Consider the following 16,717-nt stretch of genomic DNA (forward strand, 5'->3'; position numbering starts at 1 on the left):
GCGGGAAGCTTCGCCTTCGGCTCGCTTCCCGCTCAGCGCCGCGCGCTCGCGTGACACCTGGGCAAGGCGGATCGGGTTTTGTGAGGCTGAGCGGTCGGTCAACGTTGCTGTTCGGTGCTGGGCAGGCTGGACGCGTTCGCGTGGCGGCCAGTGGGGTGCTGACGGCGTGGTGGCCGAGCGTTTCCTTTGTGGACGTCCGGCCTTCTGTTCGTGGGGGGTTGGGCGGGCCTAGGCTGGTCTGGTCGCGTCACGCCCGATTGACGGGAGGCCCGTGCCAGCCCTCCACAAGTTCGCCGGTTTCCTGATCGTTTGTGCGGTGGTCCTCGGGCTCGCGCTGCCCAGGGTCAAGGAGGAGAGACCCAGGACGGACGCCGCGCATGCGGCGCAACGGGGCAAGGCGTCGCCCACGGTCACGCCTGCGAGGTCTGCCAAGCCATCGGGGGCGGTGAAGATTGGGGCCGCGAGTGCGGCGGCGGTGTCGGTCAAGGCGAACGAGCTGGGTGCGATTCCGGTGCTCATGTACCACCGGATCATGAAGAAGGCCGAGCTGTCGCTGGACCGGACGACCAAGGAACTGCGGGACGAGCTCACGCGGCTCGCCGAGGAGGGGTACGTGCCCATCACGGCGGCCGAGCTGGTGAGCGGGCGGATCGACGTGCCGCTGGGGAAGCATCCGGTGGTGCTGACGTTCGACGACAGCACGCCGGGTCATTTCGGGCTGGACGAGCGGGGTAATCCCAAGGCGGACACGGCGGTGGCCATCCTGATGGAGGTCGCCGCCAGGTTTCCCGGATTCCGGCCCGTCGCGACGTTCTATCTGAACGAAGATCTTTTCGGGATGGGGGAGCGGGCCGGGGAAGGGCTCACGTGGTTGCGGCAGCACGGGTTCGAGCTCGGCAACCACACGGTGAGCCATCCCGATCTTTCGACGTTGTCCAAGTCGGAGGTGCAGAAGGAGATCGGCGGGATCGAGGCCAAGATCGTGTCGTTGACGGGGGCGCACGCGGCGACGCTCGCCTACCCGTTCGGGTCCGAGCCCGACAAGCGGTCCTGGGCGCAGAAGAAGGACGGGGAGTACGAGTTCAAGGGCATCTTCCTGGCGGGCTGGAAACCGTCGGAATCCCCGTTCGCCAGGGGCTTCGACCCGTTCGCGATCTTGCGGGTGCGATCCGAGGGCAAGATCGGCGAGAACGACTGCCGGGAGTACTGCTCGACCGCCTGGCTGGACAAGTTGGACAAAGATCCGGACACGCGATACACATCGGACGGCGATCCGAATACCATCTCGTTCCGGGCGTCGGACGAGAAGTCGCTGGCCAAGCAATACCGGCCTTATGGGCGTTCCTACTGAACGGAGGGGCCCAACCGGCCCCCCTCCGATTGACCCCAGGAGTCTCGTCCCATATCCTGATCGCTGCGCTGTGGGCTTGCGCGTGCTTCAGACGGAGCAGGCTCGCGCTCGGTCAGGTCGTTGACTTCGGTTCGGTTCATTGACGTCGCTCAGGCTGCGTCCCTTCCCTTCCCGGTCCTCGGCAGGGCGGATATAAGGCCCTCCGCGCATTAATGACACCTACGCATGTCCGTATCCGGAGCCAGCCGACACATGACGAGCAGCACCGAGGCCACCTCGACCACCCCGCAGGTAGCGGTCAATGACATCGGGTCCGAGGAAGCCTTCCTCGCGGCGATCGATGAGACCATCAAGTACTTCAATGACGGCGACATTGTCGAAGGCACCGTCGTCAAGGTCGATCGTGACGAGGTCCTCCTCGACATCGGCTACAAGACCGAGGGTGTCATCCCCTCGCGTGAACTCTCCATCAAGCACGACGTCGACCCCAACGAGGTCGTCAGCGTGGGAGACCACGTCGAGGCCCTCGTCCTTCAGAAAGAGGACAAGGAAGGCCGTCTGATCCTGTCCAAGAAGCGTGCTCAGTACGAGCGCGCCTGGGGCACGATCGAAAAGATCAAGGACGAGGACGGCATCGTCACCGGCACCGTCATCGAGGTCGTCAAGGGCGGCCTCATCCTCGACATCGGCCTGCGCGGCTTCCTGCCCGCATCGCTGGTGGAGATGCGGCGCGTGCGGGATCTCCAGCCGTACGTCGGACGCGAGCTCGAAGCCAAGATCATCGAGCTGGACAAGAACCGCAACAACGTGGTCCTGTCCCGTCGCGCCTGGCTGGAGCAGACCCAGAGCGAGGTCCGCCAGACCTTCCTCAACACCCTCCAGAAGGGCCAGGTCCGCAAGGGCGTGGTCTCCTCGATCGTCAACTTCGGTGCGTTCGTGGACCTGGGCGGCGTCGACGGTCTGGTGCACGTCTCCGAGCTGTCCTGGAAGCACATCGACCACCCGTCCGAGGTGGTCGAGGTCGGCCAGGAGGTCACGGTCGAGGTCCTGGACGTCGACATGGAGCGCGAGCGCGTCTCCCTGTCGCTCAAGGCGACCCAGGAAGACCCGTGGCAGCAGTTCGCCCGGACCCACCAGATCGGGCAGGTCGTGCCCGGCCGCGTCACCAAGCTGGTGCCGTTCGGCGCGTTCGTCCGCGTCGAGGAGGGCATCGAGGGCCTGGTGCACATCTCCGAACTGGCCGAGCGCCACGTGGAGATCCCCGAGCAGGTCGTCCAGGTCGGCGACGAGATCTTCGTGAAGATCATCGACATCGACCTCGACCGGCGCCGCATCAGCCTGTCGCTCAAGCAGGCCAACGAGGGCGTCGTCGTCGAGGAAGAGGAGTTCGACCCGACCCTGTACGGCATGCCGGCCGAGTACGACGATCAGGGCAACTACAAGTACCCCGAGGGCTTCGACGCCGACACCGGCGAGTGGCTTGAGGGCTTCGACGAGCAGCGCGAGACCTGGGAGCGGCAGTACGCCGAGGCCCGCGCGCGGTTCGACGCGCACCGCAAGCAGATCGAGGACGCCCGCAAGGCCGAGGCTGAGGCCGAGGCCACGGGCGGCACCACCTCGGTCGGCGGCGGTGGCGGCGGCGAGACCTCCTACTCCGGTGGCGGCGAGGACGCCGACACCGCGGGTGGCGCTCTCGCCACCGACGAGGCCCTCGCGGCCCTGCGCGAGAAGCTGTCCGGCGGCCAGTGAGCCCCACGGGGGCACCCGCCCCCGTGAAGGCTCGCCGCCACGCCGGTCGGTAACGTAGGACCACGGCCGGAGGGAGATCCCCAGGATCCCCCTCCGGCCGTGATCTATTTCCCCGAACCCCCATCAACGCCCCGAAGCACGACGACCAGGCGGCACCAGCTCGGCCCATGGCCTGGCGAGCCCAGCGGTGCTCTGGTGGAGGGTTGGTGGGGCTTCGCCGGACTGTGGTTGTTGCCGATACCCTCGGACATCGGCCCCCTGATCCCGGGGGCCGTCCCCTCGTACCCGCTCGTCCTCCGGAGCAGTTGTTCCCTTGGCCAGTACAGATGTAGGCACCATCAACGGGCCCACCCAGTCGGCCGGTCCCTCGATCGTCCCGCAGGGTCCGGCGCGGCTCGCGCTGATCGCGATCACGGTCGCCGTTCTCGCGCAGACTCTGCGTTTCTCGCTTCCCCAGCTCGATCGGTTCGCCGACACGGCGGGCGTCGGCGCGGCCGCCGGGCTCGTGCTGCTGGTCTATCTGGCGGGCTTCCTCAGCCCGCTGATCAGGCGCGTGGCCGGGCCGCAGGGCCTGCTGCTGGCGGGCGTGGGCGGCCTGTTCGCCGTGCGGCTGCTCGCGCAGGCGCTGTCGCCCCAGCTGTGGCTGGTGTTCCTCGGAACGGCCATCGGCATGATCGCGGTGGCGGCGCTGTACGAGGGCGCCCGCGGGTTGTCGGGTGTCGGCTTCGCCACGGCGGCGGTCGCCGGTCTCGCGGTGGACTCCGCCGTCCGGATGGCGTTCGCGACATGGGATCCGGCCTGGCGTTCGGGGGTGTGGCCGTGGCTTGCTTGCCTGGTCTATGTGGGGCTCGGTGTCGCCGCGCTCTGGCGTGAGATGTCCTCGGGGCCGGTGGCCGCGCCTGGCATCTCCTGGCGGGACGCTCTGGGCGCGGCGGCGTTCGGGCCGTTCCTCGCGCTGCAGATTCTCATCTTGTCGAGCCCGGCGTTCGTCGCGTCCTCCGGCTGGCAGTCGCTCGTCGGCGCGCACGTGGTGATCGTCGCCGGGCAGGGGCTGGCGCTGGCGTTCCTGGCGTCCGGCCTCGCGGTACGTGCCGTTCCGGGCGGGGTGTGCGTGCTCGGCGGCACCCTGCTCGGGGTGGGCGCCGGGGCGATCGCCGGGACGTACGCGGTCGCGGGCATCGAGATCGTGCCGGTCGTGATCGTCGGCCAGCTGCTCGCGGCCTGGCTGCTCGCGGTCGCCAGCCGGGCTCCGCTGCGCCGTGCCGGGGCCGGAGGGCCGGTGTGGCGGATCGATGTCGGCGCGGCTCTCGGGGGCCTCCTCGTGGCGCTGATCCTCGTCCCGTACCAGGTCAGTGCGGTCACGCCGCTGCCGTTGCCCAACAACCTGCTGCCGGGGCTGGCCGGGATCGCGCTGGGCGGCCTGGCCGCGATCGCCGCCGCGCGCGGCGGGCCGCTGCCGGCCCGCGCGCCGCTCCGGGCGGTGACCGCCGGCGCGGCCTCGCTCGCCCTGCTGCTGGGCAGCGTGATCTTCACGATCGCCACCCCGAAGAAGGAGGCCCGCGCGGCCACTCCCGGCCAGGTGCGCGTCGTCACCTACAACATCCACGACGCCGTCAACACCAAGGGCCGTCTGGACCCTGAGGGCATCGCCAAGACCATCGAGGCGCAGAAGGCCGACGTCGTTCTGCTCCAGGAGGCCAGCCGCGGCTCCCTTCTGTCGGGCACCACCGACGTGGGCGTGTGGCTGTCGCGCCGGCTCGGCATGAAGCTGCTGTGGGGTCCGGCCGCCGACGGCCAGTTCGGCAACGCGATCCTCACCTCGCTGCCCGTGAAGAAGTCCGGCACCAGCCGGATGCCGAGAGGCGACTGGTCGCAGATCCGCGGGTTCGTGTGGGCGCGGCTCGCCGTCGGCACGACCTCGCTCGACGTCTGGTCGACGCACCTGGAGGGCGGCGCCGACCAGGGCGACGAACGCCTGCGCGAGGTGGCCGCGCTGCTGCGCAGCTGGGGCGGCGCGCCTCGTACGATCATCGGCGGCGACATGAACGCCCAGCCGGGCAGCCCGGAGATCAGCCGGCTGCTGGAGGGCAACGGGGGCAGCTCCGAACTGCGCAGCGCGGCGACGGGCGACAACACCCCGACCACGCCGGACGGCGACCGGATCGACTGGATCATCGGCACCGACGACCTGATGTTCGACGACTACACGGTGGGCCGGTCGACCGCGTCGGACCACTATCCCGTCGGGGTGACCGTCCGGATCGGGCGCTGAGCGGACCGGCGGCGCGCGTCCCGGTAGTGTCGGCTGCATGAGCGCAGAGGACGTCAGGATCGAGCCCGCGAAGCCCGACGACGCCGGGGAGATCCTGACCGTCCAGCGCGCCGCGTACGTCAGCGAGGCGCAGCTGTACGGCGATCCCTTCATCCCGCCGCTGGTCGAGTCGTACGAGCAGCTCCACCGGCTGCTGAACGGCGACGCGGTGGTGCTCAAGGCGGTGACGGCCGGGCGCCTCGTCGGAGCCGTGCGCGCCCAGTTCAGCGACCACACGTGCCTGATCGCCCGGCTCGTGGTGGCGCCCGACATGCAGGGCCGCGGCATCGGCAGGCGGCTCATGGAGGCGCTCGAACGCGAGGTGATCGCCCGTGCCGACGCGTGCGTGCTGTTCACCGGCCATCTCAGCGACGGCAACCTGCGGCTCTACCGCCGGCTGGGCTACGCCGAGACCCACCGCGAACGCGTCGCCGCGCACCTCACCCTCGTGCACATGCGCAAGCCCCTGGTGCCCGCCGCCCAGGAAGCGTGATCACGTACGCTGGGGCCGTGCTGCTGAGAGTGGGACTGACCGGCGGGATCGGCTCGGGCAAGAGCGAGGTGTCCAGGCGCCTGGCCGCCCACGGCGCCGTCGTCATCGACGCCGACAAGATCGCGCGTGAGGTCGTGGAGCCGGGCACGCCCGGACTGGCCGCGGTCACCGCGGAGTTCGGTGCGCAGGTACTGCTGCCGGACGGGCGCCTGGACCGCGAGAAGGTCGCCGCGATCGTCTTCGGTGACGCCGACCGGCTCAAGGCGCTCAACGCCATCGTGCACCCGCTGGTCGGGGAACGGATGCAGGAGCTGATGGACGCCGCGCCGGAGGACGCGATCGTCGTCTACGACGTCCCCCTGCTCACCGAGAACGACCTCGCCGGGTTCTATGACGTCGTCGTGGTCGTCGACGCCCCGGTGCGGACCCAGCTCGACCGGCTCACCACCGTGCGCGGCATGACCGAGGAGGCGGCCCGGGCCAGGATCGGTGCCCAGGCCACCCGCGAGGCCCGCCGTGCCGTCGCCGACCACGTGATCGACAACTCGGGCTCGCTCGACGACCTCAAGGCCCGGGTCGACGAGCTGTGGGAGGAGCTGACCCGCCGCGCCGCCGCGGAGCGCGGGCAGCCGCACCAGGAGGCGTGATGCAGATGGCGTGGGTGACCGACCAGGGCAGCCCCGAGCGCTACGAGGGCTTCGTCGCCGCCGCGCCCGGTGGTGGTGCCGCATGCCGGAGGATGCGCGCCGTGTCCGCCCGGCGAGAGGGCCGGACGGACACGGGCCGATTCGGGTCAGGCGCCACCCGCGGTGACCTCCTCGCGCCGCGTTCCGCTTGCGGGCTCCTCCGCTCCGGCGTCCGTACTGGCGTTCTCGCCGCCCAGGCGCACCGAGCGCAGGACGCTGAGTGAGACGGCGGAGAGGGTGATCACGAGGATCGCGCTCGCCAGCGAGACGGCGGTCAGCGCGTCGCCGAACGCCGCGTGCGCGGCGCGCAGGAGGTCGGCGGCGACGGCGGCGGGCAGCCCCGCCGCGGTCTCCACGGCGCCGCTGAGCGAGTCGGCGGCGGTCTCCCGGGATCCGGGCGGCACCTGGCCGGGCACGTCGATCCTGCTGCCGTAGACGGCCGTCCCGAGGCTGCCGAGGGTCGCGACGCCGAGCGCGATCCCGAACTCCCCGGCGGTCTGCGCGACGGCCGACGCCGAGCCGGCCTTCTCGACCGGCGCCGCGCCCACGATCAGGTCGAAGACGAAGACGCCCACCGGCGCGGTGCCGAAGTACCCGATGACCAGGCCGGTCATGAGGAGCCCCAGGCCGTCCGCCGCCGCGAGCACCAGCAGGCCGGCTCCCGCCAGCCCGAGGCCCGCGCCGAGGACGTGCGACGGGCGGAACCGGCGGGCGGCGAGCGGCGCCAGCACGGAACCGGCTCCGAGCGCCACGGTCGGCGGAACGAGCCAGAGGCCCGCCTTGAGGGGCGCCATCCCCTCGACCAGTTGCAGGTACTGGCTGACGAAGAGGTAGAGCCCGCTCTGCACGACGCCCGTGAGCAGCAGGATCGCCAGCGCGGCGGTGAAGCCCCGCCCCTTGAACAGTGCCATGTCCAGCAGCGGCGTCTCCAGGGACCGCTGCCGCCGGACGAACCACAGCCCGAAGGCCACGCCGGCCACGACGGCCGCGTACGGCACGGGCCGCGCGGGCTCGTCGGCGAGCTCCTTGAGCCCGTAGATGACCGGCATGATCGTGGCGAGCGACAGGGCGACACTGACCAGGTCCACGCGGCCGGCGGCGGTGTCGCGGTACTCGGGCAGCAGCACCGACCCGGCGACCAGGAGCAGCAGCATCACCGGGACGCCCAGCAGGAACACCGATCCCCACCAGAACGACTCCAGCAGGACGCCGCCGACCACCGGCCCCAGGGCGGCGCCGCCCATGAAGCACGCGGTGAAGATGCCGAACGCCATCGCCCGCTGGCGCGGGTCGGTGAACATCGTGCCGATCAGCGCGAGCGCGGACGGGCCCAGCGTCGCGCCGGTGACGCCCAGCAGCACCCGGGCGGCGATCATCATTTCGGGGTTCGCGGCGTACGCGGCGAGGACGGAGGCCGCGCCGAACGCCGCCGCGCCGGTCAGCAGCAGCCGCCGGCGGCCGATCCGGTCGCCCAGCGTGCCCATGGTGATCATGAAGCCGGCCACCATGAAGCCGTAGACGTCCATGATCCACAACAGCTGGGTACCGGACGGGCGCAGGTCGGCGCCGAGGTGCGGGGCGGCGAGGAACAACACGCTGTTGTCCAGTGCCAGCAGCAGGACCGGCAGTGCGAGGACGGCGAGGCCGGCCCACTGTCTGGCCCCGGCGCGGGCACCGGCCTCGGGGGATGCGGTCAACGACATGACGGAGCCCTTCTCGAACTCTCGCGAACAGGTGCGATATCGGTCTCCACGGTGCACCGAGCCCGTTATGGAAAGATTCGGGCAGGGTTATGGACCGGTTAGCGTGGACCCATGCGTTTTGGGGTGCTCGGTCCGCTGGAGGTCTGGGCGGACGACGGAGGCTCAGTGAGGGTGCCCGAGCTGAAGGTCCGCGCCCTGCTCGCCGACCTGCTGGTGAACGAGGGGCATCCGGTGCCGCCGGACCGGCTCATCGCCGACCTGTGGCCGCGCGACCTGCCCGGCAAGCCGCTGGCCGCGCTGCGCGCCAAGGTCTCCCAGCTCCGCCGTGCGCTGCGCGAGGCCGAGCCGGACGGACCGGACCTGGTGCTCTCCCGGCCGCCGGGGTACGTGCTGGAGTCCGGAGCCGTGGACGCCCGTACCTTCGAGGAGCTCATCGCCAGGGCCCGCGAGGCCGAGGGGCCCGCCGCCAAGGCGACGCTCCTGACGGAGGCGCTCAGGCTCTGGCGGGGCCCGGCGTTCGCCGACTTCGCCGACGAGGAGTTCACGCGCGCCGCCATCGCGCGCCTGGACGAGCGGCGGCTGACCGCGGAGGAGGACCTCGCGGAGGCACGGCTGGAGCTCGGCGAGCACAGCGCGCTCATCGGCGAGCTCAGCGACCACGTCGCCCACCACCCGTTGCGGGAACGTTTCCACGCCGCGCTCATGCTGGCCCTCTACCGGTCGGGGAGGCAGCACGAGGCGCTGGACGTCCACCGCGCCCTCCGCGACCGTCTCGGGGAGGAGCTCGGCCTCACGCCGGGCCACGAGATCAACGCCCTGCAGCAGGCGATCCTCGCGCAGGACCCGGCGCTGGACGCGCCCCGGCCGCCGAGATCACCTCGCCCGGCCCGTGCACCGCTCGGGGCGTCCTCCGCGTCCTGGCCGCCTTCGCCGCACACGCCGCACACGCCGCGCACGTCCCGCACCCGCCTGCCCGCCCCGTTCACCGAGCTGGTCGGCCGCGCGGACCTCGTCGCGGAGCTCCGCCTGCTGGTCACCAAGGAGCGGCTGGTCACGCTCACGGGCCCCGGCGGCGTCGGCAAGACCCGTCTCGCGCTCGAAGCCGCCGCGCCGTTCCCCGACGGCGCGTACGTCGTCGAACTCGCCCCGCTCACCCCGGGCGCCTCCCTGGGCAAGGTGGCCGAGGCCGTCGCCACCGCCCTGGACCTCGGCGACGCCGATCCGCTCGCGGCCCTCTCGGACGCCGCCGTCCTCCTCGTCCTGGACAACTGCGAGCACGTCGTCGAACCGGTCGCGGAGCTCGTCCACCTCCTGCTCACGTCGGCGCCGGACGTGCGGATCCTCGCCACCAGCCAGGAGCCCATCGGCATTCCCGGCGAGGTCGTCCGCGTAGTCCCGCCACTGGCGGAGCCCGACGCCGTACGGCTGTTCCTGTCGCGGGTGGCGGCCGCCGCACCGGACTTCGTGCCCGGCCCCGCCACCGACGCCGCGGTCGCCACGATCTGCCGCCGGCTGGACCGCTTGCCCCTCGCCCTCGAACTCGCCGCCGCCCGCGTCAACGGGCTCGGCGTGACGGAGCTGGCCGACCGCCTGGACGACCGTTTCCGGCTGCTGTCGGCGGGCCGCCGCGGCACGCCGGACCGCCAGCGCACGCTGCGCGCGACGATCGAGTGGAGCTGGGAGCCGCTGACCGAGCCCGAGCGCATCCTGCTCCGCCGCCTCGCCGTCCATCCCGGCGGCCTCACGCTCGACGCGGCCGAGGACGTCTGCGCGGGGCACGGCGTGGCGGTGCAGGAGCTGCCGGGCCTGCTGGCGGGCCTGGTCGACCGTTCGCTGGTCGTGCGTACGGGCGACGGCCGCTACGGGCTCCTGGAGTCGATCGCGGCCTACGGCATGGAACGGCTGCGCGAGTCCGGCGAGCTCGACCGGACGCTACGGCGCCGCGACCTCTACTACACGATGGTCGCCGAGTGCGCCGAGGTCTACCGGCTCGGACCCGCCCGGATCCGCTGGACCGAACGGCTCGCCGCCGAGACCGCCAACCTGCGCGCCTCGTTCGAGAGCGTCCTGCGCCGCCGCGACACCGAGCTGGCCGTGCGCCTCACCGGCGCGCTCGCCTGGTACTGGACGCAGAGCGGCAGGCTGGAGGAGGCGCGCCGCTCGCTGGCGGGCGCGCTCGCCCAGGCCGAGGCGCGGCACAGGGAGGTGCTCGAGAACGACCGGGACGCCCGCAGGGTCGCCTTCGTCCTCGACGGCCTCGCGGGCATCCATCTCATCGAGGGCCAGGCCCGCCGGGCGGCCGTGCTGCTCGGCGCGGCCGCCGCCGTCCGCGACGCGGTCGATCCCGGCGACGCCCGCCTGTCCTGCGTTCCCGTCGAGGGCCCGACTCGTGCGGGCCTCGACGAGAACGCCCGGCTCATGGCCGCCGTGCGCGCCGCGCTGGACGACGACACGTTCGCCGCCGAGTTCGCCCGGGGCCGCGCTCTGACTCCGCGAGAGGCGGTCTCCGGGCACCTGTCAGCGGTCGGCTCCGCGGCCACCTCGGAGCTCGGCTCGGCGGTCGGCTCAGAGGTCGGCGTCTAGGCTGAGGCGGCGAACCTCCGGCAGGTACGGGTCCAGCTCACCCGGCTCGAACCGGCACATGCCGATGCCGTACCAGAACTCGGCGGTCGCGTTGCCCTCCCACTTGTAGCGCCCGTCCGGCGCTAGGGCGGCCCAGCCTTCCGAAAGCCCCAGCAAGGTGGCCTTCCGCGTGGGCGCCGCCGGGTCGCGCACGTCCCAGAGGATGACCGCGCCGTCGTCGCCCGCGCTCGCCAGCGTGGCACCCGTGGGATCGAAGGCCAGGGACCACACGCGGCGGGTGTGACCGCTGAGGGTGTGCAGGTGGCGTCCGGTGGACGGGTCCCAGAGCCGGATCACCAGGTCGTCGCCGGCCGTCGCGAGGAGCGTGCCCGCGGGCTGGAAGGCGGCGGCCCAGAGCCGGCCGGTGTGGTGGGTCAGCACGTGGCGGCTCTCGCCGGTGAGCAGGTCCCAGAGGCGGACGGTGCCGTCGTTGCTCGCGCTGGCCAGGGTCTCGCCGGAGGGATGGAAGGCCACGCGGTAGACACGGTCGGTGTGGCCGCGCAGCTCCCGCACGCACTCGCCGCTGCGGGCGCCCCAGATCCGTACGACCCCGTCGTCGCATCCGGTGGCCACCTCCTCGCCGTCCGGACTGAAGTCGATCGACCGGACGCGGCCCTTGTGGTCGGCGAGGTTGACGATCTCGCGGCCCGTCGTCCAGTACCAGAGCCGCACGCTGTCGTCGTCGTTGGCGGTGGCCAGCACGTCGCCGGCGGGGCTGAACGCCTGCGCCCAGACGTGGTCGGTCTCGACGTTGAGCTCGCGTTCGAACGTTCCGGTGCCCGCCTGCCACAGGTGCACGCCGCCGTCGTTGGTGGCGGTCGCCAGCTGCGCGCCGCGAGGATTGAACGCGGCGGAGGTCAGGTTGTCGGCGGTGCCGCGCAGTTCCCGGACGAGGCGTCCGGTGCGCGGCTCCCACAGCCGGACCAGGCCGTCGTTGCCCGCGCTCGCCAGCAGCCCGCCGTCCGGGCTGAAGGCGACGGTGGTGACGCGCCGCCCGTGGCCGCGCAGGACCACCCGGCTCTGGCCCGTCTCGGCGTCCCACACGCGGGCGGTGCCGTCGTTGCTGCTGGTGGCGAGCTGCGCTCCGTCGGGCCGGAAGGCGAACGGCCAGACCGCGCCGCGGTGCCCTGCCAGTTCGAGGCGCTGGCGGCCGGTCTCGGTGTCCCACAGCCGCACCGAGCCCGCGCTGTCGGCCGTCGCGAGCCGGCCGCCGTCGGGACTGAACGTCACCTGGTAGATGGCGCCGCCGTGGCCCGACAGCGTCAGCGTGTGCCGCGCGTCGCCGCGCGGCCCCGCGTTCTCCCACAGCCGCACGGAGCCGTCGGTGTCACCGGTGACCATCACGTCGCCGCCGGGGTGGAACGCGATGGCGTAGACGCGTCCGGTGTGGCCGAGGAGCTCCTGGCGGATCTCGCCCGTACGGATGTCCCAGAGCCGCACCACGCCGGCCTCGTCGCCCGCGGCCAGCAACGATCCGTCCGGATGGAAGACGGCCCGGTAGACCGCGCCCCGGTGGCCGGTGAGCGTGCGCCGCAGCTCGCCGGTCTCCAGGTCCCACACGCGCAGCGTGCCGCCGGCGTCGCCGGTCACCATGCGGGGCGCGTCCGGGTCGAAGACCGCCGTGAAGACGGGCGCGGTGTGTCCGGGCAGCTCGTGCCTGAGGCGGCCGGTCCTGGTGTCCCAGACGCGGATCGTGCCGTCGGCCGCGCCCGCCGCGACGAGGAAGCTCTCGCGGGGTCCGACGACGACCGGCCAGACACCCTCGGGATGCACGGTCAGCGTGTGCGCGCAGCGCCCGGTCGCCAGGTCCCAGAGCCGCACGGTCCCGTCGGCCGAGCCGGACGCGAGCATGTTGCCGTCCGCGTCGAAGGCGACGGCGTAGGCGCGGTCGCGGTGGCCCTCCAGGGTGCGGAGCGGGGTGCCGGTGACGGCGTCGACGACCAGCACGCCGCCGTCCTCGCTGCCGACCGCCAGGACGGCGCCGCCCGGGCTGTACGCGAGCGGCTGCGGGAGGCGGCTGGTCTGGAAGTGGAAGCCGTACGGCACGCCCACCGCCGCCGGGGCGACCTGGACGTCGATGGGGCGGCCGGGGGCGATGGCGGCCTCGCGCAGCTCGGGCGCCTGGGCGATCCGGTCCGGCAGTGACGCGCTGATGAGCGCGGCCCGCGTCCAGCGGCTGCCCTCGATGGCCACGTCCCGCAGGTCGGCGTTGGCCAGGCGTGCCCGGTTGAAGTCGGCGCCGCGCAGGTCGGCGCCCGTCAGCCGGGCGTCGTCGAGGCGCGCCCCGGCCAGCGACGCGTCCCGCAGGATCGCCCGCGAGAGGTTGGCCCCGACCAGTTGCGCGTCGGTGAGGTCGGCACCGGTGAGGTCGACCTCCTGCAGGTCGCGGTAGGACAGGTCCTCGCCCTGCAGGTTGGCGCCGCGCAGGTCGGCGCGGGCGGGCGTGCGCAGGCGCGTGGTGACCTTGATGGCGTTGGCGCGGGCCACGTCGTGGTGGTCGGGGTCGGCGAGCACGTCCGCGGCCCAGCCCTGCAGGGCCCGGGTCTCGGCGAGGTCGCAGAGGAAGTCCACGGTCAGCTGCGACAACGCGCGCAGCGACAGGGCGCGCGGCTCGGCGCCGCGCGCGAACTCGTCGGCGATGTGCCGCGCGACGAGCCACTCCATCACCGAGCCGTGGATGAACCCGAACAGCCCCTCCTCGGTGCGCACCAGCAGGCTTCCCGCGCCGACCGCGTGCGTCACCTGGTGCGGCGACATGCGGCCCTCGGTGAGGTCGGTGAGCGTGCCGGCCACGTCCGAGAGCTCGTTCAGCCGCAGGAACGACTCGTTGCTCTCCCACAGGCGCAGCGCGAGCGTGCCGACCGCCTGCCACATGTCGCCGCTGTCGAGGCCGGAGGGGCCGCCCGCGCCGCGCACCCGTTCGGCCTCGTGGGCGAGCCAGGAGGTGAGGATCTCGCGGTAGAGGTCGGCGGGACTGACGGTGTGGCGGGCCTGCGCCACGGCCCGCAGGCGTTCCTCGGGAAGGTCGGCGATGAAGCTCAGCATGCGCGGGTTGCTGGTCAGGCCGAGCAGTTCCTCGATGCCCGACAGCAGCCGCAGGCGGGCCTCGGCGACGTCCTCGTCCCCGTACCGGTGCACGAGGTAGGACCGGACCTGCGTGGGGGTGAAGTCCTCGATGCCGAGCACCCGCCGGTGGGGCAGCACGCCGACCTTCTCGCCGAGCGCGGTCAGCACCTGCGCCTGCGACTTGAAGTGCTGGGTCCGGCTGGCCACGACGATCTTGGCCTTGTCCTGCGCGGCCCGCAGGAGCGTGTCGAGGTGCTCGGCCGCCTGGTCGTAGGTCACGCGCGTGACCAGCTCGTCGAAGCCGTCGAAGAGCAGCACGATGCGGCCCTGCCGCAGCATGTAGTGGAACGCCTTCAGATCGATCAGCTCCTCGCCGTGGTTGGCGAGATGCGCGGCCACCAGGCCGTCGACCGAGTGCGCCTTGTCGAGCGCCCGCAGCTCGATGAGGATCGGGATCACGTGCGGCAGCTCGGCGGGGATGCGCCGGGCCAGCTCGCGCAGCGCGAACGTCTTGCCGCGCCCGAAGTCACCGAGCAGCAGCAGGAAACGCCCGTGGTCGGCCGCCAGCAGCCGGAGCATCTCACCGACCAGGTCCTCGTGGACCTCCGGGCCGGACCCGGGACGGTCGAGATCGCGATAGCGCTGCGGCACGTACAACGCGGGCGGGTACAGCCCGCCCGAGGCCAGCCGCCGCGTCTGCCCGCTCACGTACTCCGACAGGTCGAGCAGGCCCTGGAACTCGGTGAGGCTGCGCAGCCTGATCCCGCGCCGCAGCGCGTCCTCGCGCAGCGACCGGGGCGGCGGAGGGCCGATGTAGACCAGCTCGGAGCCGTGGTCGGCGCCGTCGGCGTGGACGTGCCGCAGGAACGCGCCGACGTCCGCCTCCGAGAGCGCGCCGACGTGCGCGCCGATGCGGTACTGCCGGACGAACCCGTCCTCCAGATGCGTCAGCAGCAGGTGCGGCGGGTCCGCCCTGCCGTCCGCCCGCGGCGCGGGGACGATCCGCCGGATCGTGGCGCGCTCGAACCGTGTCTCGCACGCCTCGGCGATCCGGTCGAGCAGCTCCGCGGTGGGATCGGACGCGGGCTCGACCTCCGCGCGGCGCGGCCCGAGCTCGGGCGCCGGGCCGACCGCGGGCTGTGCGGGCGCGTCCTGGCGCGGGGACGGGAACGTTCCGCCGACCCGGATCCACTCGCGGGCGAGCCGTTCGGGGCCGCGCCGGGCCGCCTCCTCCGGGATCCAGCGCTCCAGGCCGTCGCGCCGCACGACCACCACCTGGTGGCGGCCGGGACCGAGCGCCGGAACGCACGGCGGCCCGGACGGCAACTGCGGCAGGCCGCTGCCGAAGTCGGGCTCGGCGCCCTGGAAGAAGAGGTTGACGTGGCCGCCGAGGAGCGAGTCGACGGTCGCCGGGTCGGGATCGCGCAACGCGTTCGGCTCGCCGGCGACGGGCGTGTGCTCGACGGCCCCGAGACGGAGCCAGCCCTCGTCCTCGAAATGGCGCAGCCGTTCGGTGAACCACGCCGCCTGCGCCTGGCCGACCTGCCCGTACCGGTCCTCCTGGCGGTGGGTCTGCGGGAGCGTGGAGTTGAGGCCCGCCACCACGACCTTGAGCTCCGGCACCGGGAACAGCGTCCACGGCTGGGCGCTGTCGAACACCAGGCTGTCGAGCCCCTGGTAGAGCTCCTTGAAAAGCCCGGCGAAGTGCCGCCACTTGGGCCAGTACGGCGGCTGCGGGTCGATGTCGTCGGCCTCGCAGCTGGAGAAGTACGCCTGCGAGGCCGCGCGGTTGACGTCGTGTGTGCCCGGCACGATCACCACGCGCTGCGCCTCCAGCCCGAGCAGCGCGCGCAGGCTGGTGAGGAACGACAACGCCTCGGCGAACTCCTTGCGGCTCCCCGAATGGGTGAGGTTGCCGGTCACCACCAGCAGGTCGGGCCGTGGCACTTCGGTGTCGGCGAGCCGCGTGACGTCGCTCCAGATGCGGTCCTGCAACTCGGTCGCGGTCGTGGGCTCGTCCGGCCCGGCGAGCGTACGGCCGAACCGCGGCCCGGCGACGTGCAGCACGCTGATGTGCTCGCGCGGCTCACGGTCCGGTCCGGCCCCGGCGGGGAACGACGGCGCGGCGACCGGCGCGCGCCTGGCCTGCCGTTCGCCGGTCTGCTCCGGCAGCCGGGGCGAGGCCGGGCCGCGGCCCCCGTGGTCATCGTGCTCGACCCGTCCGGGCAGGGGCGTGCCTCCGGCACCGCCCGGGAACCCGGGCCCCGCCATCGGCATGGCGTGCCCGGCGAGGGCCTCCTCGATGCGGCGCATCAGCAGGCCCCGCGCCTCGTCGGGGTCGTCGATCCCGACCAGGTCGACGTAGGTGATGGTCGACAGCAGCCCGTCGATCGGGCAGTCCTCGATCCGTACCGTCACCAGCTTGTTGGCCGGGTTGTCCGGGTCGGCGCGCAGCGCGGTCATCCACTCCCACCGGCCGTAGCGCGAACGCAGGTAGTTGCGCGACAGCACCGCCACCACGACCTTCGCCTCCGACAGGCCGCGGTCCATGAAGTCGATGAAGTTCGTGCCCGGCACGAAGTCCCAGGCCTGCATCATCGTGCGGTGCCCGGCGGCCTCCAGTTGCCAGGCGATCCAGGACGCCCACCGCTCGTCGGCGGGCGAATAGCTGATGAAGAAGTCGGTCGGGCGTTCCTGCCGCGACGGGCCGGGGGGAGTCATGAGCGGATTATCTCG

8 protein-coding genes are annotated in these 16,717 nt (G+C 72.6%); 6 read left to right on the forward strand and 2 right to left on the reverse strand.

Annotated features, from left to right (window positions below):
- The first annotated feature begins 271 nt into the window (after positions 1-271).
- From ABD333_RS05475 to coaE, 5 genes are all read left to right on the forward strand, one after another.
- Positions 272-1,351, forward strand: a complete 1,080-nt coding sequence (locus ABD333_RS05475) for a polysaccharide deacetylase family protein (protein ID WP_344538227.1) — start codon at positions 272-274, stop codon at positions 1,349-1,351.
- Between the two features lie 252 nt (positions 1,352-1,603).
- Positions 1,604-3,100, forward strand: a complete 1,497-nt coding sequence (rpsA, locus tag ABD333_RS05480; protein ID WP_344538229.1) for a 30S ribosomal protein S1 — start codon at positions 1,604-1,606, stop codon at positions 3,098-3,100.
- A gap of 313 nt (positions 3,101-3,413) precedes the next feature.
- Positions 3,414-5,372 carry an endonuclease/exonuclease/phosphatase family protein gene (locus ABD333_RS05485; protein ID WP_344538231.1) on the forward strand — a complete coding sequence of 653 codons (1,959 nt, stop codon included), beginning with the start codon at positions 3,414-3,416 and terminating at the stop codon, positions 5,370-5,372.
- A 37-nt stretch (positions 5,373-5,409) separates the two neighbouring features.
- Positions 5,410-5,904: a GNAT family N-acetyltransferase gene (locus ABD333_RS05490; RefSeq protein WP_344538233.1), complete on the forward strand. Its 495-nt coding sequence runs from the start codon at positions 5,410-5,412 to the stop codon at positions 5,902-5,904.
- Positions 5,905-5,924: 20 nt separating this feature from the next.
- A complete protein-coding gene (gene coaE / locus ABD333_RS05495; RefSeq protein WP_344538860.1) occupies positions 5,925-6,551 on the forward strand; it encodes a dephospho-CoA kinase in 627 nt (208 codons plus the stop codon).
- Between the two features lie 146 nt (positions 6,552-6,697).
- Here the strand turns inward: coaE and ABD333_RS05500 are convergent, their stop codons facing one another.
- A complete protein-coding gene (locus ABD333_RS05500) occupies positions 6,698-8,293 on the reverse strand; it encodes an MFS transporter (RefSeq protein ID WP_344538235.1) in 1,596 nt (531 codons plus the stop codon).
- A 111-nt stretch (positions 8,294-8,404) separates the two neighbouring features.
- Here ABD333_RS05500 and ABD333_RS05505 point away from each other — a divergent pair, with 111 nt between their 5' ends.
- Complete coding sequence (locus ABD333_RS05505; protein ID WP_344538236.1) at positions 8,405-10,876, forward strand: AfsR/SARP family transcriptional regulator; 2,472 nt, start codon at positions 8,405-8,407, stop codon at positions 10,874-10,876.
- Here the strand turns inward: ABD333_RS05505 and ABD333_RS05510 are convergent.
- The gene (locus tag ABD333_RS05510) at positions 10,859-16,702 is read right to left on the reverse strand and encodes a WD40 domain-containing protein (RefSeq protein WP_344538238.1); all 5,844 of its coding nucleotides are present in this window, start codon (positions 16,700-16,702) and stop codon (positions 10,859-10,861) included. The genes ABD333_RS05505 and ABD333_RS05510 overlap by 18 nt on opposite strands.
- Positions 16,703-16,717 lie beyond the last annotated feature (15 nt).

The organism is Actinomadura fulvescens (genome assembly GCF_039533225.1).
In the GTDB taxonomy this organism is placed as follows: domain Bacteria; phylum Actinomycetota; class Actinomycetes; order Streptosporangiales; family Streptosporangiaceae; genus Spirillospora; species Spirillospora fulvescens.